17 protein-coding genes are annotated in these 21356 nt (G+C 38.9%); all 17 read right to left on the reverse strand.

Going from position 1 to position 21356, the window contains the following annotated elements; all coding sequences use genetic code 11:
• Nucleotides 1-183: 183 nt before the first annotated feature.
• The 17 genes from P3F81_RS10660 to prfB all read right to left on the reverse strand — a co-directional run bounded on the left by P3F81_RS10660 (nt 184) and on the right by prfB (nt 21340).
• On the reverse strand, nt 184-1146 hold the full coding sequence (locus P3F81_RS10660; RefSeq protein ID WP_309320382.1) for an ABC transporter permease: 963 nt from the start codon (nt 1144-1146) through the stop codon (nt 184-186).
• Between the two features lie 2 nt (nt 1147-1148).
• Complete coding sequence (locus P3F81_RS10665; RefSeq protein WP_147670131.1) at nt 1149-2642, reverse strand: sugar ABC transporter ATP-binding protein; 1494 nt, start codon at nt 2640-2642, stop codon at nt 1149-1151.
• Nucleotides 2643-2660: 18 nt separating this feature from the next.
• Nucleotides 2661-3056 carry a D-ribose pyranase gene (rbsD, locus tag P3F81_RS10670; protein ID WP_147670132.1) on the reverse strand — a complete coding sequence of 132 codons (396 nt, stop codon included), beginning with the start codon at nt 3054-3056 and terminating at the stop codon, nt 2661-2663.
• Between the two features lie 2 nt (nt 3057-3058).
• Entirely contained in the window at nt 3059-3997 is a 939-nt protein-coding gene (gene rbsK, locus P3F81_RS10675) for a ribokinase (RefSeq protein WP_309320384.1), read from the reverse strand.
• Nucleotides 3998-4002: 5 nt separating this feature from the next.
• On the reverse strand, nt 4003-5037 hold the full coding sequence (locus tag P3F81_RS10680; RefSeq protein ID WP_147670133.1) for a LacI family DNA-binding transcriptional regulator: 1035 nt from the start codon (nt 5035-5037) through the stop codon (nt 4003-4005).
• A gap of 280 nt (nt 5038-5317) precedes the next feature.
• Nucleotides 5318-8170, reverse strand: coding sequence for an excinuclease ABC subunit UvrA (gene uvrA / locus P3F81_RS10685; protein ID WP_147670134.1), 2853 nt, complete (start codon nt 8168-8170; stop codon nt 5318-5320).
• Nucleotides 8171-8200: 30 nt separating this feature from the next.
• A complete protein-coding gene (gene uvrB / locus P3F81_RS10690) occupies nt 8201-10255 on the reverse strand; it encodes an excinuclease ABC subunit UvrB (protein ID WP_147670135.1) in 2055 nt (684 codons plus the stop codon).
• 150 nt (nt 10256-10405) lie between these two features.
• Nucleotides 10406-11536 carry a S41 family peptidase gene (locus P3F81_RS10695; protein ID WP_147670136.1) on the reverse strand — a complete coding sequence of 377 codons (1131 nt, stop codon included), beginning with the start codon at nt 11534-11536 and terminating at the stop codon, nt 10406-10408.
• Between the two features lie 252 nt (nt 11537-11788).
• Nucleotides 11789-12910, reverse strand: a complete 1122-nt coding sequence (locus tag P3F81_RS10700; RefSeq protein ID WP_147670137.1) for a murein hydrolase activator EnvC family protein — start codon at nt 12908-12910, stop codon at nt 11789-11791.
• A 12-nt stretch (nt 12911-12922) separates the two neighbouring features.
• Entirely contained in the window at nt 12923-13810 is an 888-nt protein-coding gene (gene ftsX / locus P3F81_RS10705; protein ID WP_147670138.1) for a permease-like cell division protein FtsX, read from the reverse strand.
• The gene (gene ftsE, locus P3F81_RS10710) at nt 13800-14486 is read right to left on the reverse strand and encodes a cell division ATP-binding protein FtsE (RefSeq protein ID WP_147670210.1); all 687 of its coding nucleotides are present in this window, start codon (nt 14484-14486) and stop codon (nt 13800-13802) included. Before ftsE ends, ftsX begins: the two co-directional genes overlap by 11 nt.
• Nucleotides 14487-14602: 116 nt before the next feature.
• Entirely contained in the window at nt 14603-15331 is a 729-nt protein-coding gene (locus P3F81_RS10715; protein WP_309320385.1) for a site-2 protease family protein, read from the reverse strand.
• 75 nt (nt 15332-15406) lie between these two features.
• Entirely contained in the window at nt 15407-16249 is an 843-nt protein-coding gene (locus tag P3F81_RS10720; protein WP_147670139.1) for a YitT family protein, read from the reverse strand.
• A 4-nt stretch (nt 16250-16253) separates the two neighbouring features.
• Nucleotides 16254-17360: a polysaccharide pyruvyl transferase CsaB gene (csaB, locus tag P3F81_RS10725; RefSeq protein ID WP_147670140.1), complete on the reverse strand. Its 1107-nt coding sequence runs from the start codon at nt 17358-17360 to the stop codon at nt 16254-16256.
• Nucleotides 17353-19401, reverse strand: a complete 2049-nt coding sequence (locus P3F81_RS10730) for a DUF5693 family protein (protein WP_147670141.1) — start codon at nt 19399-19401, stop codon at nt 17353-17355. The genes csaB and P3F81_RS10730 overlap by 8 nt, the downstream gene beginning before the upstream one ends.
• Before the next feature lie 68 nt (nt 19402-19469).
• Nucleotides 19470-20159, reverse strand: coding sequence for an LmeA family phospholipid-binding protein (locus P3F81_RS10735; RefSeq protein WP_147670142.1), 690 nt, complete (start codon nt 20157-20159; stop codon nt 19470-19472).
• Nucleotides 20160-20226: 67 nt separating this feature from the next.
• Nucleotides 20227-21340 (reverse strand): peptide chain release factor 2 gene (gene prfB, locus P3F81_RS10740; protein ID WP_309320386.1). Its coding sequence is split into 2 segments (ribosomal slippage): nt 20227-21267 and nt 21269-21340, totalling 1113 coding nucleotides; the frame shifts between segments, so codons are not numbered across the junction.
• Nucleotides 21341-21356 lie beyond the last annotated feature (16 nt).

Raw genomic sequence — 21356 nt, forward strand, 5'->3', positions numbered from 1 at the left:
TGTTTAAAGACTCCCCTGTAGAATTCCTCTGCCCTCCTCCATCTTTATTCTCATCCAAATCCTGATCCACTTTTAACCTCATATTTTATCAGTTTTTGAATAATATCTTATCCTATGGCTAACCCGCTCTAGGGTCAGCTAGGATTCAGATGGAGTGAAAACTCCACCTAAATCAAATCTATTTTATTTTCCCTGTTTCCGATCCATTAAAACCGCAAGCAGGATAACAACACCTTTAGCAACCTGTTGATAAAAAGATGATACATTTAATAAGTTTAACCCATTATCTAAAACTCCAATGATCAATGCACCAACCAAAGTGCCAACAATTGTGCCACGACCACCTGCAAGACTTGTCCCTCCTAATACAACCGCAGCAATCGCATCCATTTCGAACGCTGCCCCTGCCGTTGGTTGCGCGGAGTTTAACCGCGATGCCAAAATAATTCCACTAAGAGCAGCCAAAAGCCCCGCTATACTATAAACACCAATCAAATTTTTCCTTGTGTTAATTCCTGAAAGTCTTGCCGCCTCTTCATTACCACCAATCGCATAAATATAGCGACCAAATTTATTCTTCTTTAAAATCAACCAAGCAAGAATAAAGATTACTATCATGATAATCACGGGAATTGGCACACTGCCAACATAACCTCCACCAAGCGAACGGAACCCTTCACTAAATCCAGTAATCGGTCGTCCATCTGTATATACAAGTGTATAGCCACGCACGATAGTCATCATGCCCATCGTGGCAATAAACGGTGGTATTTTTCCATAAGTAATGAATATCCCATTCATCATCCCAATAAATGTTCCAAGCAGTAAACCTGCCAACACAGCCATCGGAATGCTAAGTCCACCAACTAATAATCCCGCAGTTACACTACCGGCAAACGCAACGATAGAACCTACCGAAAGGTCAATCCCACCAGTTAAGATAACGAGCGTCATTCCCACTGCAATCACCGCATTAATGGATACTTGTCGAGTTACATTCAACAAATTGCTAACAGTAAGGAATTGCTCAGAAACAATAGATAGCACAATACATAAAATTATAAATCCTAATAAAGGACCTAATTTTCGCAACATATTTTTATAGCGATTTGATCCACTTGCCTTTTCTACATTTACCTGCATCATTTTTAATTCCCCCCTGCAGCATATGCCATGATTTTTTCCTGCGTAGCCTCTTCACGCGCAAGTTCAGTGGCAACACGCCCTCTACACATGACCAAAATTCGATCACTCATCCCCAATACTTCTGGCAACTCAGAAGAAATCATCAAGATTACAACACCACTCGCAGCTAGCATATTCATAATGTTGTAAATCTCTACTTTCGCGCCGATATCTACACCACGTGTTGGTTCATCCATAATTAAAACACGTGGTTTCGTCGAAAGCCATTTTGCAATAACCACTTTTTGCTGATTGCCACCAGATAAGTTTCTTACAATCTGCGCTTCACTCGGCGTCTTGATTTTTAAATCATCAATTTGCTTGTGAATTAACTCCATTCTTCGCTTGCCAGAGATAAAAGATCCCTTTGATAGTTCTCCTAAAACCGCCAAGGAAATATTATCACCGACTGACATTGGAAGTACAAGTCCTTGATGCTTGCGATCTTCTGTAATCAATCCAATCCCCGCTTGAATCGCATCTTGGCAAGAACGTATCCTTTGCTCTGCTTTATCCACTGAAATCGTTCCTTTATCCAAGGGATCAATTCCAAAAATAGCACGTGCCAATTCTGTACGTCCTGCTCCCATCAAGCCTGCTACACCTACGATTTCACCAGCTTTTACAGAAAAAGAAATATCCCTCAAAGAATCTCCCCTACATAATCCTTTTACGTTTAATACTTCATTACCAATATCCGTAATTTTGCGTGGATATCGTTCTGTCAATTCACGCCCAACCATTAACTTAATCAAGTCATCAAACTGTGTTTCTTTCGTTACAACAGTTCCTGCATACGCACCATCACGCATGACAGTGATGCGATCACTAAGCGCAAACAACTCTTCCATACGATGTGAAATGTAAATAATTCCAACCCCTGACGCAGCAAGCTGCCGAACAATCTTAAAAAGATGTTCACTTTCTCTCTCTGTTAAAGCTGCTGTTGGTTCATCCATAATTAAAATTCGAGTTTCATAAGAAAGCGCTTTTGCGATTTCGACCATTTGCTGCATTCCTATACTCAAATCACTAATGATATCATCTGGTTGAATCTCTGTGCCTAAACGTTTAAGTATTTCAAAGGATTCTTTGCGCATCTTATCCTTATCTACAAAACCAAATAATTTTTGTGGTTCTCGCCCAAGAAAGATATTTTCCATCACAGTAAGTTCAGGTACAAGATTAAGTTCCTGATGAATAATTCCTATCCCCATCTTCTGTGCTTCACGCGGGCCATGAATTTCAACAGAATTTCCATCTATGAAAATTTCGCCTGCATCTTTTTTATATACTCCACTAAGCACTTTCATCAACGTCGATTTTCCTGCGCCATTTTCGCCTAATAACGCATGGATTTCACCCCTTTTAATTGAAAAATCTACTTGGTCAAGAGCTTTTACGCCGGGAAACGATTTGCAAATTCCTGTCATCTGTAATAAACATTTACTTTGCATAATTTTATCCTCCGCAGACTAAAATACGACGCCAGACTTTAAGATGATATTTGCATATGGCGTAAATTCTCCCGTACGAATTACAGCAACTGCTTTTTGGCTCATCGCTTTTAACTCTTCATGCGATACGAGTTCAACTTCTACACCATCAAGTTCATTCAAGGTTTTCTTATATAACTCCGGGCTGACTTCTTGCATCTCACTTGCTACAACGACGCTTTGCAGTTTCAATTCACTTAATACTACACGTAAAGTTTGAATAAAACTTGGCACCCCTTGACAAAGCGCAAGATCAATTCTCCGTACCCCAGGCGGTATTGGCAGTCCTGCATCACCAAGCATCAGCATATCATAATGTCCCATTTTCGCTATGACTTCACTAATAGGGCCATTTATTACTCCAATTTTTTTCATCTTTACATCCCCTTCTTCTGCGCTGCAAATGCTTCTACTTCTTGCCGTGTAGGCAGTGAAGACTGGGCACCATGACGAGTTACTGCAATCGCTGCTGTCTGCGCCGCAAAGCGAAGTGCATCTTGCATAGATTTTCCCTCGGCTAACGCCACTGCAATGGCCGCCGTATAGGAGTCTCCAGCAGCAGTCGTATCTATCGCTTGCACTTTGTAAGCCAGAGAATCTTCTTGTCCCTCTGCATGTACCCATACAGCACCAGCTTCGCCAAGCGTAATCACCACTTCTTTTATCCCATTTTCCCGTAACTTTTGCGCTGCTATAATTGCCTCTTGCTTGGTGCCAATAGGAGTTTTTGCAAGTGCTGCTGCTTCGCTTTCATTTGGTGTTAATAAATCAATTTTTGGATAAAGGGTAGGCGAAATTTCACGCATTGGTGCCGGATTTAAAATGACCATCCAGCCTAATTCTTTGGCTTTATGAATTGCATATTCCACTGTCGCTTTCGGTATTTCATGTTGCAAAAGTAAAATTCCCGGATTAGTAAATGCGTGTAAGGAACGATCGACATCTGCCGCATCACAACAACCATTTGCCCCAGCAACCACTACAATCGTATTCGCACCAGTCTCATTTACGGTAATCAAAGCTGTTCCCGTTGCAGTATCTACAGTTCGTACAAATTTTGTAGCAATACCATTCGATTCTAGTTCAGAAATTAAGGCTTTACCAAATCCATCTTTTCCAACACAGCCCGCCATGTAAACTTCAGCACCTAATTTGCCTGCTGCTGCTGCTTGATTCGCTCCTTTTCCCCCAGGAAAAGTAGCAAAACTTTGACCAAAAACGGTTTCGCCTTCTTTCGGCAATTGCGTTGCCGTTGCAACCAAATCCATATTCAGACTTCCTATGACTAAAATTGGTTTTGCTTTCCCTCGCTCCACTCTTCTCACTCCTTACTTTTTTTCATCGTTGAATCACGAATAATCAACTGTGGTAAAAAGCGCATTTCTAAAACTTTAGGCTCAGTTTTTTCCCTAAGGTTAAGCAATAAATTTACCGCAGCCTGTCCTATTTCTGCTACTGGCTGACAAAGTGTAGTCAGTGAAGGATTATACCCTTTCGCCATCCATATATCATCAAATCCAACGACTTGTATGTCTTGTGGTGTATTCATTCCATGACTTTGCAAGCAAGCAATTGCCCCAAATGCCATAACGTCATTTCCCGCAAAGATTGCATCAAACTCAACTTTCTCTTTTAATAAAGCTTCGGTTCCTTTATAACCGCCATCAAAAGTAAATGGCTGTGACTGGATAAGCTTTCGATTTATTTCTATATTTTTATCGTTTAACGCTTCGCAATAGCCATTGAATCTTTCTTCTGCTGACGAAAGCGATCTTCTGCCAATAAACGCAATCTTTTGGCATCCACAAGCAAGTAAATATTCTACCGCCAGTCGCCCACCATGTGCATTGTCTAAAAAAACGGCAGGCAGTTTTTTCCCTTTTACTCTTCTATCCAACAGAACAATTGGCATCTGTAACGATTCTGCCAGCTCCACACTCTTATTACTTTGCTGTCCACCAATCAAAAGTATTCCATCGACACGTTTCCCATGCAAAAATCTGATATACCTCATTTCCTGCTCCACATCACCATCAGAGTTACAAAGCAAAACTGCATGATCCGATGCATGAGCAGTGTCCTCAATACTACGCACAAGTGCAGGAAAAAAAGGATTTTGAATATCTGGAATAATCAAACCGATGCTAAATGAATTCTTTCCTTTTAATGTTCGAGCAGCATCATTCGTTGAGTAGCCTAACGTTTCAATCGCCTCGCGTACTCGAGCTTCTAATGTTTCCGATACCCCTGCTGTATGATTCAAAATTCTTGATACCGTCGCGATTGATACGCCAGCAGTTTTTGCAACATCTTTAATCGTAACAAAAGTACGATTCCCCAATTTTCCTGAATTCATTACATCCCGCCTCATCAAAACCTTAATTTATATAAAATCCAAATAAATTCTTCCATATAATAACCAAATTATTACTTGAAAACGTTTACATTGCAATCATACCATATTTTATCAAGAAAAACACTGATTTTTTTAAATTTTCAAAATATTTTTTCATTTAATTAAAATAATAAAAAAGCTTCAGTAAAAGAATTCTATCTTTCACTGAAGCTTTTTGTTCTTACCTAAAGAATTTTAATAGATAACTCCTTCTTATAGAAGAGGAGAGTCTTAACGTGGGTCAGTTATCGGAAAAAGCTTTTGCTGCTTCAACCTTTTCTTCTAGCAACGGTTTTAAAAATTTTCCCGTATACGAGTTAGGTTCAGCAGCAATTTCTTCTGGTGTTCCTTTAGCGATAATTGTTCCACCTCTAAAACCGCCCTCTGGTCCTAAATCTATGACATAATCTGCTGTCTTAATCACATCGAGATTATGTTCAATGACGACGACAGTATCTCCAGATTCAAGCAATCTTTTTAATACCTCAAGCAACTTATGGATATCCGCTGTATGGAGTCCTGTTGTTGGTTCATCGAGGATATAAAGAGTTTTTCCCGTACTGCGGCGTGCAAGTTCTGTTGCCAGTTTGACGCGCTGAGCTTCTCCGCCCGAAAGAGTTGTTGCAGGTTGTCCCAATTTAATATAACCAAGCCCGACGTCCTGCAAAATTTGCAATTTACGTTCTAGTTTCGGGATGTTTCGGAAAAATTCCAGCGCTTCGTCGACTACCATATCAAGAACATCAGCAATCGTTTTCCCTTTATATCTTATTTCTAATGTTTCACGATTATAGCGCGCGCCTTTGCAGACTTCACACGGCACATAAACATCCGGCAAAAAGTGCATTTCAATTTTAATAATACCATCGCCGCGACAGGCTTCACAACGTCCGCCCTTTACATTAAAGCTAAACCGCCCCGGTTTATATCCACGCATTTTCGCTTCATTCGTCTGACTGAACACATCGCGAATCGTATCAAACAATCCAGTATACGTCGCTGGATTTGAACGCGGCGTACGACCAATCGGTGATTGGTCAATATCAATGATTTTATCAATATACTCAAAGCCACGAATCTCTTTATGCTCACCGGCTTTGCCTTTGCCTGTATACAGTTTACTTGCCAGCCCTTTATATAAAATTTCATTGACTAAAGTACTTTTACCAGATCCTGATACACCAGTAACCGCCGTAAATAATCCAAGGGGAAACTTCACCGAAATATTTTTCAAATTATTTTCTTTTGCACCAATGACTTCAAGCCATTTTCCATTTGGACTTTTGCGTTCTTTCGGTACAGGGATATACTTTTTACGGCTCAAATACTGTCCAGTAATGGAGTTCTCGTTCGCTTTAATTTCTTCAACTGTACCTTGCGCTACCACGTAGCCACCACCAGCACCGGCAACCGGGCCGATATCAATGATATGATCTGCCGCGTACATTGTATCTTCATCATGTTCAACAACAATTAACGTATTGCCAACATCACGCAGATGTTTAAGTGTTGCCAGCAAGCGATTGTTATCGCGTTGGTGGAGTCCAATACTGGGTTCATCGAGAATATAAAGCACGCCGACTAGCCCCGAGCCAATCTGCGTAGCTAAACGAATCCGCTGTGCTTCTCCCCCCGAAAGCGTACCTGCCGCGCGATCAAGCGTAAGATAATCTAGTCCAACATCCAGCAAAAAACCTAATCTGGCATTGATTTCTTTTAAAATCTGCTGGGCAATCTTCTTTTCCCGTTCCGTTAGCTCTAGCTGCGCATAAAATTCTTTACATTCAGCAATAGTAAAGCAGGTTACTTCATAAATACTTTTTCCGCCCACTTTAACTGCCAAAGTCTCAGGTTTTAATCTTGCGCCTTTACAAACTGGACACTTCTTACTGCTCATATACTTTTCATACTCTTCGCGATACGTATCAGAAGTACATTCACTATAGCGGCGATTTAGCATCGGCAGAACACCTTCAAATGGGGAATGATACTGCTTGACTTCACCATACATATTTTCATATTCATAATCAAACTTTTCTTCGCCTGACCCATACAGTAAAAGGTCCTTTAAAGAATCATTTAATTCATTCCAAGTATTCTCAATCGTATAGCCGTACTTTTTCACTACGGCATCAATTTGGCACATCGCATAGGAATTGATATTTTTCGATAATGGCGCAAATAACCCCTCTTCAATCCTAAGGTTTAAATCAGGCATAACCAAGTCCATATCAAATTCCATATTTTCGCCCAGTCCACTACAGGCTGGACAAGCACCAAATGGATTATTAAATGAAAACATCCGCGGTGCAAGTTCAGGAAGGCTGATTCCACAATCGATACAAGCGAAGTTTTCACTAAACATCAGCTCTTCACCATCAATAATCTGAATAAGTACGACACCTTCCCCAAGTTGTAAGGAAGTTTCGAGTGAATCCGCCAAACGCTGATTGATTCCTTCACGTACAACAAGACGATCAACAACCACTTCAATCGTATGTTTTTTCGTTTTCACCAACTTGATTTCTTCATTAACGTCTTGGATTTCTCCATCAATCCTCACTCGCACATAACCATCTTTGCGAATTTGCCCAAGAATTTTCTGATGTTCGCCTTTTTTTCCGCGCACCACCTGCGCCATTACCATAAACTTCGTACCTTCCGGTAATGCTAAAATCTGATCTACCATTTGCTCTACCGTTTGCTGCGCAATTGGTTTTCCACATTTTGGGCAGTGTGGTCTGCCTGCTCTGGCAAACATTAAACGCAGATAATCATAAATTTCCGTTACCGTACCAACGGTCGAACGCGGATTGCGACTCGTCGTCTTTTGGTCAATAGAAATCGCTGGCGATAATCCCTCGATATAATCTACATCAGGCTTATCCATCTGCCCTAAAAACTGACGTGCATAAGCGGATAAGGACTCTACATAACGACGTTGCCCTTCGGCATAAATCGTATCAAATGCCAAAGAAGATTTTCCTGATCCACTAAGTCCCGTTACAACAACGAGTTCATCACGCGGTATTTCTATATCAATATTTTTTAAATTATGTTCCCTTGCCCCTTTTACAACAATTTTATCTTTCACTACTTTATCCCTTTCCTCCATCTATTTCTTTTAATTTTTCTGACGCTTCTTAGCATTTGATTTCTTTGCAGGCAAACTTCCTTTTAATTCTACAATCATATCACGCAGTTTTGCTGCCCGTTCAAATTCAAGTTTTCTAGAGGCTTCGCGCATTTCATTTTCAAGAGATATCAATAATTCATTTTTTTCCTGTGACGACATCTTCATCCCTTTACTTGTTTTATACTCAGCCTTCTCTTCGGCAACTTTCGTCGTTTCAATTAAATCTTTTATCCGCTTTTTCACCGTTTGCGGCGTAATTCCATGTTCTGTATTATAAACCTCTTGTATCTGACGACGCCTTTGCGTTTCATCAATTGCACGTTTCATCGAGTCAGTTTTGCGATCCGCATACATGATTACCTTCCCACTCGCATTACGTGCTGCCCTACCAATCGTTTGAATAAGCGACGTATCAGAACGCAAAAAACCTTCCTTATCCGCATCAAGAATCGCTACTAACGATACTTCTGGCATATCAAGGCCTTCTCTTAATAAGTTAATCCCCACAAGCACATCAAAAACACCCGCACGCAAATCGCGGATAATTTCTGCCCGTTCCATTGTCACAATATCTGAATGAAGATAACGAACTTTTATCCCCATTTCTTTTAAATACTCCGTTAAATTCTCCGCCATTTTTTTCGTCAATGTAGTAACAAGTGTACGCTCTTTTAAGGCGATACGCTTTTTAATTTCTGTTAATAAATCATCCATCTGACCTTTAAGTGGACGAACTTCAATCTCTGGATCAAGAAGTCCCGTTGGACGAATAATCTGCTGTACTACCTGGTTTGCCTCTTCTAATTCAAATTTAGCCGGTGTTGCTGATACATAAACAATTTGATTAATACAATCACAAAATTCTTCAAAGCGAAACGGGCGATTATCATAAGCAGATGGCAGACGAAATCCATTTTCCACCAACGAATCTTTACGCGATCGATCGCCTGCATACATCGCACGAATCTGCGGCAAAGTAACGTGTGACTCATCAATCACAATTAGAAAATCCTCGGGGAAATAATTAACTAATGTAAATGGAGCTTCCCCCGTCTGACGTTTCGTCAAATGTTTTGAATAATTTTCAATGCCAGAGCAATATCCCATCTCTTGCATCATCTCAATATCATAGCGCGTGCGCTGTTCTAAGCGTTGTGCTTCCAGCAATTTGTTATTTGCTTTAAAGTAAGCCAACCGTTCTTCTAACTCTGCCTCAATATCTTGAATTGCACGCTGCATATTTTCTCTCGATGTAACATAGTGAGAAGCCGGATATACACTAATATGCTTGCGTTCTCCTAAAATTTCTCCCGTCAATACATCCACTTCTAAAATCCGATCAATTTCATCTCCAAACAATTCCACGCGTATCGCCCGTTCATTGTAACCAGCAGGAAAAATTTCAATAACGTCTCCACGCACACGAAATTTACCGCGAATAAAATTGATATCGTTACGTTCATATTGAATACTAACCAACTTACGCAAAATCGAATCACGGTCATACGTCTGCCCCTGGCGAAGCGATAAAACTAAATCGTGATATTCGTCCGGGGAACCTAAACCATAAATACATGACACACTAGCAACAATAATTACATCACGTCGTTCAAATAACGAACATGTCGCTGAGTGTCGTAATTTATCAATCTCATCGTTAATCGATGCATCTTTTTCGATATAAGTATCTGTATGCGCAATATACGCTTCCGGTTGGTAATAGTCATAATAACTAACAAAATACTCTACCGCATTATTCGGAAAAAATTCTTTAAACTCGCTGGCAAGCTGCGCAGCCAGCGTTTTATTATGTGCAATCACCAACGTCGGTTTTTGTACGCGTTCAATCGTTTTTGCAATCGTAAAAGTCTTTCCTGTTCCCGTTGCGCCTAATAATACCTGTGCAATTTGTCCATTTTCAATGCCCCCTACCAGCATATCAATTGCCTGCGGTTGATCTCCTGTCGGCTCAAAAGGTGCTACAACTTTAAAAGGCGTGCCGCCGTCCTGATGCACTGTATTTAAATGAGGTACTTTTGCCATGAAAACACCTACTTTGTCTATTCTAATTAATATTAATTATCCGTTATATTATAACACAAAACATATGTACGGCAAATAGAAATTACCTTATTTTCCCCAATAAAGCAGGACTTCATGCAAAAATGGTAGCTGCTTTATCGCAGCTACCATTTATTTTCCTTGCAATACTTCAATTGCTTTTTCTAACTGATTATCTTTTTCTTTATCTAATTCTATCGTTATATCCGGTTCTATACCGATTCCATCAATACAGCGATCATTTGGCGTATAATATTTGGCAATCGTAAGTTTCATTCCGTCTTTATTTGCCATTGGAATAACCGCCTGCACAGACCCTTTTCCATACGTCTTCGTACCAATTAACGTACCAACGCCAGTATCTTGAATAGCACCAGCTACAATTTCAGATGCACTTGCACTTCCTCCATTGACTAATACAACAAGCGGATATTTTGCTTCCGGCAAACTAGAACGAAAAACCTCTTGATTACCAGCACGGTCACGCGTTGAAACGATTACACCTTCCGGGACAAATTTTTCAGCAATCTTTGTACATACTGTTAAAATTCCTCCTGGATTATCACGCAAATCCAGAATAACTTTCTTCATACCTTTTTCTTCTAGTTCATGATAAATCTTATTAAATTCTGTCGCCGTATGCTCGTTAAAAGAAGCGATGCGAATATACCCAATATCTTCACGCTTCATTGAACCTGCAACAGATATTGTTTCAATATTTGAGCGAGTCAAAATATAATCAATATCTGCATTATCACGACGAATAGTCAACACAACTTGCGTTCCAATTTCACCACGAATTTTTGCGGCAACTTCTTCAAACGGTAACACTCGTGTATCTTGGCCATCAACTGAAATAATCTGATCTCCACTTTTAATTCCCGCAAGTTCACTCGGCGAGCCTTCAATCGGTGCAATTACCATAGGGATCTTATCTTCCCGCATTCCCATAACAACACCAACACCACCAAAAGATCCATCTGTATGTTCTAACAATAATTTATACATCTGTTCATCCAGGTAAACTGAATGTGGATCGTCTAGTGAATTCACCATTCCCTTAAGCGCGCCAGTAATTAACTTTTCATTATCTACTTCATTCACATATTGCGTTTGAATGAATCTGAGTGCATTCACAAATCGAAACACTTGCAAAGAATTCGTATTTCCAAGTCCCAATAAATAATAAAGCCCTGCAATCGTACTGAAGCAAGTCAGCAAAATTAATACAATTGCCCCCAAAAACAAATACCGCTTTTTCACATTTCCACCTCTATTCTCTTCAAAGAGAAAGCCACAGAGGGGTCTACCTGCTCTGTGGCTTTTTAAACTTACTTTACTTTCGCTATATTCTATGCATTCTGCTCTATATTATGCATTATAACTCCATTGTTAAAGGTTTCCCCCAGGAAAACCTACCACTCAGGGTTTCAACGAGGCGAAAGATTATACTCACCGCCTGTTATTTACAGTTATGCCTGCCACCTATAGATGTAGGGAAAATCTTGCTTAGAGTTATAGATAGCCGTATGGATCAACCGGTTCCCCATTTACACGAACTTCAAAGTGACAATGCGGGCCTGTAGAATAGCCTGTAGAACCGCAAATCGCAATTAACTGCCCTTGACTTACTTGCTGTCCTACTCCAACTACCAAGCTGTCATTATGTCCATAAAGCGTAGTAATTCCACCACCATGGTCAATAATAACCGCATTACCGTAACCGCCCATCCAATCGGCGTAAATGACTGTTCCACCATCAGCGGCCACAATCGGATCACCGTAATCAGCACCAATGTCAAGTCCACTATGATAACGTGAAGTTCCAAAGATCGGATGGGTACGCCAGCCATATTCTGAAGTAATCACACCATGCACAGGCCAGATCATCGCACCTGTCGAGCCAGTAGCGCGTCCACTTCCCATTGCCTGCGCGCGAATCATCCGTTCAATCTGTTTCGACGTTTCAATTAGTTCTTGATAAGTACGTTCTGCTTCATCGCGATCATTTACTGCACGGTCTAATACTTCTTGTTTTCTTGCCGTACGCTCTTTCACTTCTTGCCGCTTTATTTCTGCCGCTTTTTTTAATTCAACAATCGCGGCTCTATCATTTTCCAATTCAGTTTTCTTCTGCAATATCAACTCACGTTCAGCTTTTACTTTCATAATCAATTCATAATCATGCTTAATTATGCGTTTTAACAAGTCCATTCGCGTTAGTAAATCATTGAAGTCAGTTGCGCCAAACAATACATCGATATAATTAATCTGCCCATTTTGGTATATATCACGGATTCTTTTATTTAGTACTTTCATCCGTTTAGCGAGGTCTCGTTCTGTTTTTTCTAAGATTTCCGTATTTTTTTCAATTTGTTCTTCTTTTTCTTGCAATTGTGCTTGAATCGATTCATACTCATCCGTTGCAGTTTTTAATTCGCTCTGCAAAATTCTCAGCTGATTTGAAACAGTGTCAACTTCCTGCTGCGCTTGATTTCTCTTACTTTCTTGACTTGACATTCGATTTTGAACATCATTCAATTGACTGTCCAAAGATTCAGCATATACGGTTAGAGTAAACATTACTAGTAAAACGATTGCATTAAAAGCTAAGAACCATCGTCTTAAATTTTTCATGTTCAACTCCTCTTATACATTCATAAAGCGTTTTAATGAAATCGTACTACCAAGCGCTCCAATTGCTGTTCCCACGACTAAAAGCAACAATGTAATATGATTTAAAAACGGATATTCTGGAATGAGTGGCAAAAACGCTAATGTTGAATAAATTTTTGCCGTAACTGCACTATATAAATTTCTCAATAACACGGTCGCGACAATTGCACCTAAAAATCCAAGAACCATTCCCTCCATCAAGAATGGCCAGCGAATAAACCAATTCGTTGCACCTACATATTTCATAATACCTATTTCTTTACGTCGTGCAAATACTGTTAAACGAATTGTATTTGAAATAATAAACAATGTAGCCATCGCTAAAAACACGATAATAAAGAAGCCAAAAATACGAACCATTTTCGTTAGCTCAAACAGTTGCTCAACGACATCTTGTCCAAATTTAGCCGTCTCCACACCCTCAAATTCATTAATTTTATTTGCAGTTGCTTTCACTTCTTCCGGACGTTTCAGCTTTACTTCAAAAGCATTCGGTAAAGGGTTTGTATCTTCTAATGCCTCTAATAATGTTTTTTGATCACCTAGGCGTTCTTTAAAGCGATCCATTGCATCTTTTTTGTCGACAAATTTTATCTCCTCTACAACAGACATCGCTTGAATTTTCTCACCAATCTCCTTCATTTCCCGATCGGACAAATCATCATGCAAGTACACGTTAATTTGTACTTGCGACTCCAGTGCACTTGCCATATTATTTAAGTTCAAAACAATAATCAGAAACATCCCTAAAATCAATAGTGATAAAGCCACTGTACTAATAGATGCAAAAGTCATCCAATTATTTCTCTTTAGAGAAATAAAAACTTCACGAATAAAATATTCCCAAGTTCTAATCTTCATAACCGTATGCTCCCTTCACTTCATCTCGGATAATACGGCCATTTTCAATTGCAATTACACGCTTTTTCATCGTGTCTACAATCGTCTTATCATGCGTTGCCATAACAATTGTCGTCCCTGACTTATTGATTCGTTCAAAAATCCGCATGATGTCCCAGGAAGTTTCAGGATCCAAATTTCCTGTAGGTTCATCGGCAATTACAATCATCGGATTATTTACAATTGCCCTAGCTATTGCAACCCGTTGCTGCTCTCCCCCTGATAACTGACTAGGAAAGCTTTTCAATTTATCATTTAAGCCAACTAAGTCAAGTACACTATTTACTCGTTTTTGCATTTCACGACGCGGTGCCTCAATAACTTGCATAGCAAAAGCTACATTTTCATACACCGTTTTTTCTGGTAACAACCGATAATCCTGAAAGATAATCCCCAATCCGCGTCTTAAATACGGCACATCGGATGCAGACATCGCCAATGTATTGCGTCCATTGACGATTAATTCTCCTTCCGTTGGCAAAACTTCACGGAAAATCATTTTTATAAAAGTCGATTTACCAGCCCCACTTGGTCCGACGATAAAAACAAATTCACCTTTATTAATATCAATATTAATATTCGACAATGCTATAGATCCATTATCATAGCGTTTTGAAACATTCTTCATATGTATCAACTTGAACATACCCCCTCTTTCAGGTCCCAAATTACTTCATGACTTTATATCTTTAGACATTTTTATCGAAAAACCTTTTTCATTTGAAAAAATATTTTGTAAAATTTTGTACAACATTAATACAATAGATTTGCAATATATAGTGTCAAAAGAGATAGGATTCCAACTAATCCCACATACCAAATAAATACTTTAAAGCGCTCACATTTTGGGAGTGCATAATACGAATCTTTTGTATCAATTCCCGAACTACGCCATAAAAAAAATAAAGAAAAAGCTAAAATAATAAACACGATTTCGTTTTGTGAATAAAGAAATAAAGCAAATAAAATAAACGTCCCTACTGTCCATAAATGTGGAGAAATCGCCCCCATGATTTTTCCGCCATCAAAAGGTTCACAAGGAATTAAATTTAATAAATTTAAAATTGCAGCTGTATAGGATAATACCAATAAAATAATCGAATTCGTCCAAAAATACCAAATGAAACAGACAATTGCGCTAATCGTCCCTAACGCCGGGCCACCAATCGCAATATTGGCTGCCATTTTTGCATTGATTGGCAAACGATTCAGCGATACTGCCGCACCAATAAACGGAATAAAAATTGGAAGACCGGCACGAATGCCGACTACTCTGGCTGCAATTACATGTCCAAGCTCATGAATAAAGAGTAGGATTAAAAATCCAGCCCCATAAACGACACCAAAAGTTAAAGCATACGCCCATAGAGAAATAAGCATGCTGATAAACATCATCCCGATACTATTTACTTTTATTATTGCCAACATTGCAATGAATAACACCACAACCCTTTTTATAATACGTTTAGCTAAAAAAAGCATAATAAATCCTCCATCAAAAACAAAATAGCTGTTATATGCATATGCATATAACAGCTATTTTACGATTCGATAAATTTAATGCTTGTATTGGTTAAACCCTTCGCCAACAACTTCATGCGCATCACTAATAATAAAAAATGCTTTTTCATCATGGTCGTGGATAACTTCTTGAAGTCTAGTTACTTCACTCGTTTCCACAACACAAAGCAGCATTTCTCTTTCCTTACCTGTATATCCGCCACGACCCGAAAGATAAGTTACACCACGCTCTACTTCCTGAAAAATTTTTTCAGCAAGCACATCCGGACGTTCTGCCATAATCCAAAAAGCTTTGCTTGTGATTGCACCCTCTTGGACTAAATCGATAATTTGCGTAGTGACAAAAATAGAAATTGCTGCATAAAGTGCAAGCTCCGGACTTTTAAATGCAAAACCAGCAAATATAACGATACATCCATCTGCAATAAGTAAAGCCCGTCCAATACTCACCTGAAACAAATGATGGGAAATCGCTGCTACCAAAGAAGTTCCTGCCGTATTTCCTTTAAACCGAAAAATTAATCCCATTCCAATTCCTGTCAATACACCGCCATATAGAGTATTTAATAAAATATCCTCAGTTAATACTGGCGTATAAGGTGATGTCAGATCAATAAAAACCGACAACATTGTTGCACCATATAACGTTGTTAGACCATAACGTGAACCTAACAATTTAACACCAATAATAAAAATTGGGATATTAAATATTAACATTAAAACTCCAACTGGCAACCCAAATAAATAATGAAGTACTGTAGCCAAACCACTTATGCCGCCACTGGCAATCTTATGTGGAATAAAAAACATATTAAGTGCAATTGCGGTAATCAAAATCCCAAGTGTCATCCCAATGTACTGCCGCACTTTCTTCTTCACTTTATCACCTCTTGGTTTTGCCGCGTGAAATTAATTCAAGCGCTAATTCAGCATTAACGAAAGCATCTCTTCTCAGTTTAGAAATTACAGGTTCAACAGTTTTAGCAAAGGAATCTTTTTCCTGCCACTCTTGATGAATTTTCTCCATTAATTTCTCTACTGTAACATTTTGCAAATCGCTAACACTTTCATCACCCATTGATTTTAAAAATCGATCAATTTTCGGATCATAAGACATTCCAATCATCGGAATGCCCATCACACCTGCAAAAATTAAAGCATGTAAACGAATACCAATTAATAAGTCCAAATTTCCTACTAGAGACAATAGCTCACTCGTTGTATATTCTTCATCAAGTAATACGATTGATTTCGGCATATCAACAGCAATTTTTTTTGCGACCTCAACATCTTCAGGATACTGCATTGGCAAATAGACTACGCGCGCGCCAAGCTCATCAACAATCCTTGCTGTTACTGTTGAAATAATATCTTTATAATGAGACCAATCCCGCCATTCGCGGACTGAAATACCAACCAGCGGTTTAGCGCCTTCAATTCCATATCTGCGCAAAATTTTTCTGCCAATCTGCCGATCTACTGGATGAATCCCTAAGACCGGATCCGCAGTAACACGAATCGGCGTTTTTTTTACCCCTAAATTATCAAGCTCTTCAAGTGATCCTTCATCACGAACGGTGATTAAATCTATTTTATTTCCAAGCCACCTCATTGCTTTACGAGCAAAAGAGCCACAAATTGGGCCAATCCCCTGCGCATAAAGCATCGTTGGCTTTCCTAGCATTTTCGCCAAAAATAAAATGCTCATATAGTAATAAATACTTCGTACACTCGTAACATCTTGCAGTAAACTGCCACCGCCACTAATGACTAAGTCACTCTTGCGAATCACTTTCGCAATCTGCCAATAATTTAACCAATATACAGCATGCACACCATGTCTGCGTTTAGTATCTTCAGGATTTGCAGAAATAACCGTAATATTTAATTTAGGATCCAAATCTGATAGAACTTCTATCATGGCAGCTAACATGGCTTCGTCTCCAGCATTTCTGAAACCATAGTAGCCAGAAACTACAATACTACTCATCTTTCGTTGTTCCCCTTCCCACAAAGGAAGACAAATTATACAAAAGATGTGCCAGTAACATTGCAATCATGCCTACCCCTGCTCCCAAAACCAAGCCGCCTAAACCACGCATAAAGGACATAAAAACAGGCGTACGCAAATGAGCAAATGTCTCTACAAGTGAACCTTGCCCTATCGTTGCAACAATAACCAATACAAAGAATAAGAAATTTGGCCATTTCTTATACACTGCCATAACTGCTAACATAAAAGCAGGATGTCCAATAAACAATTCTTTTGAACGAGGTCTTGCATAAAATACCTGTTCAAGGAAAGCTCTTAACTTTAGTTCAATTGCCGGCACTGGAACACCCATAGTATGCCCAGAACGACCAATAAAAATTAATGCACCTACCGCTGCAACTGCAAAAAAGATTAAACTTTTTACATATACAGGGCAATCTAAAATTTTCTTCACTTGACCAAGAATATTCCCTGAATACTCTTCGCCACCAAACAAATTAAATCTACGTAAATAAGCAATGGTAACTAAAATTATCGGCAATATAAATGTCAACTTTACGCCACGGAAAATATAAATTTCTAAGAAGTATTCCACATCCCCCAAAATAGAAGCTACATACGCGCCGCCAATAAAAGAAAGGAAGCCGGTTGTAATTAAAGCAACTGCACCAGCTACCATAATTTTTGCAAGTGACGTATTCGATGAAAATTTCCCAGTACGCCAACGATCCATTTGCCAAATTACAGCGAGTGCAGGGAACAAATTCGCACTAGCTAATGCAACAGCGCTACGAACTATAGCTCCTTTGCCTAAAGCTAATGGGGTAATTAAAATTGCTGAAATTAAAATTAACAACATATACTGATAACGATTTCTCATTGGGAAAACTAAGGATAAATAAAGAACTCCCGCCGCTACTGCGCCAACCGTTAATAGAATAAAACAGATTTTTTGCGGATAATAAAGCTCATACGTACCTGCACGGCCAATAGTAAATCCTTTTTCCTCTAGACCATCTTTTACATATTTTACATATTTAAGATTTGTCTCTAAAAGAGTCATACCACTTTCTGGTTTCTCAAAAATCCGCATCAAATTAATGCGAACATTGCGTTCTTCGTCAGTTAAAATCAAGCGTTCAACAGCTTGATTGACTTTCATTTTCACTTGTTCATCTTTTGGTATTGAATATACCCGCGCAGCTTTATAATGATTCTTTTTAACAAGCTCCATTAAACCTTCTTGTTTAAAGAACTGCAATTGCTGCGGATGCTCAATCAAACCTAAAGTAAGCTCATCTGCCTGAAAAGCATTTGCTGTATCTGTAATATAGTCTGGGTGTCCCAAAACTTCATCCCCAGAAAAAATAATATCAGAAACATTAAACCCTTTTAAACGATCAAATACAGAGCCAATATCTGATTGAGTTACTGCCTGATAATTGCTTGGTCGAGCGACAATATAAAAACCAGCTTCATTCACAATTCGCATTTCTTCTGTGGATAAACCTAAATTCCACTTCAATACTTTTTCTGAATTTGCTTTTGCTGAAATTACTCTTACATTTCCAGCTTGAAGAATGCTTATTCTATCTTCACTGAGTCTTCTTTCTAAATCTTCCTTAACTTCTTTAAACGTAGTTTCATCATGACAAACAATATAGATGTTTTCTGGTACGATTAGACCCTTTTCAATAAGCTGGCACCAACTCGGCTCTGTAAGCAGGCCGCTGTAATAACTATTTAGCAGTGCACTGCCAGAAACAGTCGCTGCCTTTCCATTCTCACTTAATTTTTTTAATGTAGACTCATAAACAGCTAACGAAGATACCCCAGTATCTTTCATTTGTTCCATAACAGTTTGCATTGGAACGCCTTCAATACGAGCCAATTCAACGATATCATCGTAATCAAAAACCAGCTCTACTGTCATATTGTTTTCTTCCACAATATGACGATTCCAGCCTATATATAACGCCGCTATTAACCCTACAATAATACACCCAATCAGCCATCGATTGTATTTGAAATTCGTCACTACTTTCTCCACCTTATGACAAAAATTAAAATTCAGCTATTACTCCGTTTGATAGCTGCCAAAAACTCTTAAGGATGATTATCTGCTACAATTACAGCCCGACCTTGCTCTAATACCACAGATTTTACTTCCACATTAAACGGAAGTTGTTTCAAATCTAACAATACCAAATCAGTAAATAATTTTCCACTAAAATTTCCAATCATTCCATTATCAATATAAAATTTTTCCGTTTTAAAAACAATTTTGCCAGCTTCACTTGCAATTGTTCCTTCCAAACGAATTTCCGCATTAATTAATCCACCAATATTTAAAATGCTCGAGACTTTCACCTGTTCTGGCGTAATCTCTACTTTTGCATCTTTCGCACCTTTTACTGATTGATTAATTGCATGTGCCAATTCTGCCTGGGAAACATACGCGCGAAGGACTACATCCTCGATTGAAGCATTCCCCAGTTGATATGTTTTCATTAACTCTCCCATATCAATGCGAACATTATGTAAATTTATATCAAATTGATCAAAAATAACTTTGTCCGTTTTTGCTCTTTCCGCTTTAATTACTATATCATCAAATTGACCCGTAAGCATCAATAGCGCTGGATCCTTTTTTACCTCTACATCCACTTTCTCCGCATTTGTCAAAGTCACAATTGATTTATTAATTACATTGGAAACTGCTTTAGGTATTAAGATTTGACCGAAAATGAGGAACAAAATGATTATACCACCGATTATCCCTAACCGTCTTGCCATTTTTCCTTCCTCCTATCAAAATATCTCCAGACCGCACAAAAGGAGACGGAATAAATCCGTACCCCTTTTATGCATGATTTTCATTTGCAGCAGCGTTTAAATAAGCTTCAATAAACATATCTAACTCGCCATCCATAACCGCTTGTGTATTTCCTGTTTCCGCATTCGTACGATGATCTTTTACCATATTATACGGATGGAATACATAAGAGCGAATTTGACTACCCCATTCTATTGCTTGATATTCACCAGCAATCTCTGCCTTTGCATCTGCCTGTCTCTTTTGCTCCAATTCAAACAATTTCGCTCTTAATAATTTCATACACTGTTCACGATTCTGAATTTGCGAACGTTGATTTTGACATTGTACAACAACACCCGTTGGAATATGCGTCATGCGAACGGCCGAGTCGGTTTTATTGATATGCTGTCCACCGGCACCGCTTGCACGATATGTATCTACTCTCAAATCCGCTGGATTAATTTCAACTTCAACATTGTCATCAATTTCCGGCATAACATCACAAGCCGCAAACGACGTATGCCGCCGTGCATTAGAGTCAAACGGTGAAATTCGCACTAGCCGATGTACACCTTTTTCCGCTTTTAAATAACCATAAGCATTGTGACCTGAAATCATTAAAGTAACGCTCTTAACACCGGCTTCATCACCTGGAAGCAAATCCATTGTTTCCACTTTAAAATTCTTTCGCTCTGCGTAGCGTCCATACATTCTAAGTAGCATTTGCGTCCAATCTTGCGCTTCAGTACCACCTGCACCGGCATGAAGTGTCAAAATTGCATTATTTGCATCATATTCACCTGACAGCATCAATTCTAATTCTAAAGATTCCATGGCTAATTTGAGATTGTCTATCTCTTCAACTACTTCATCATAAACACTTTCATCACTGTCTTCCATACCCATTTGCCACAAAATATTCATATCCTCATATTTTGCTCGCATCCCTTGGTATTTAACAACACTTTCTTTCACTGCATTTAATTCTTGTGTAGTAATTTGCGCCTTTTCAGGATCGTCCCAAAAAGTAGGTTCACCCATTTTATATTCTAGCTCAGCAATCTGTTGCTCTTTGCCAGCAATGTCAAAGAGAAGTCCCCATTTCGTCAAGCTTTTTCTTTATCTCTACGATTGTTACTCGCAAGTCTTCTAAAAGCACGTTTTCATCTCCCTAA

The sequence above is a fragment of the Selenobaculum gibii genome, from assembly GCF_030273445.1.
GTDB classification, from domain to species: domain Bacteria; phylum Bacillota; class Negativicutes; order ICN-92133; family ICN-92133; genus Selenobaculum; species Selenobaculum gibii.

Coding starts and splice junctions, on each gene's coding strand:
- P3F81_RS10660 (WP_309320382.1), bottom strand. CDS start 1,146: ATGATGCAGGTAAATGTAGAAAAGGCAAGTGGATCAAATCGCTATAAA.
- P3F81_RS10665 (WP_147670131.1), bottom strand. CDS start 2,642: ATGCAAAGTAAATGTTTATTACAGATGACAGGAATTTGCAAATCGTTT.
- rbsD (WP_147670132.1), bottom strand. CDS start 3,056: ATGAAAAAAATTGGAGTAATAAATGGCCCTATTAGTGAAGTCATAGCG.
- P3F81_RS10680 (WP_147670133.1), bottom strand. CDS start 5,037: ATGAATTCAGGAAAATTGGGGAATCGTACTTTTGTTACGATTAAAGAT.
- uvrB (WP_147670135.1), bottom strand. CDS start 10,255: ATGGCAAAAGTACCTCATTTAAATACAGTGCATCAGGACGGCGGCACG.
- P3F81_RS10700 (WP_147670137.1), bottom strand. CDS start 12,910: ATGAAAAATTTAAGACGATGGTTCTTAGCTTTTAATGCAATCGTTTTA.
- ftsX (WP_147670138.1), bottom strand. CDS start 13,810: ATGAAGATTAGAACTTGGGAATATTTTATTCGTGAAGTTTTTATTTCT.
- P3F81_RS10715 (WP_309320385.1), bottom strand. CDS start 15,331: ATGCTTTTTTTAGCTAAACGTATTATAAAAAGGGTTGTGGTGTTATTC.
- csaB (WP_147670140.1), bottom strand. CDS start 17,360: ATGAGTAGTATTGTAGTTTCTGGCTACTATGGTTTCAGAAATGCTGGA.
- P3F81_RS10735 (WP_147670142.1), bottom strand. CDS start 20,159: ATGGCAAGACGGTTAGGGATAATCGGTGGTATAATCATTTTGTTCCTC.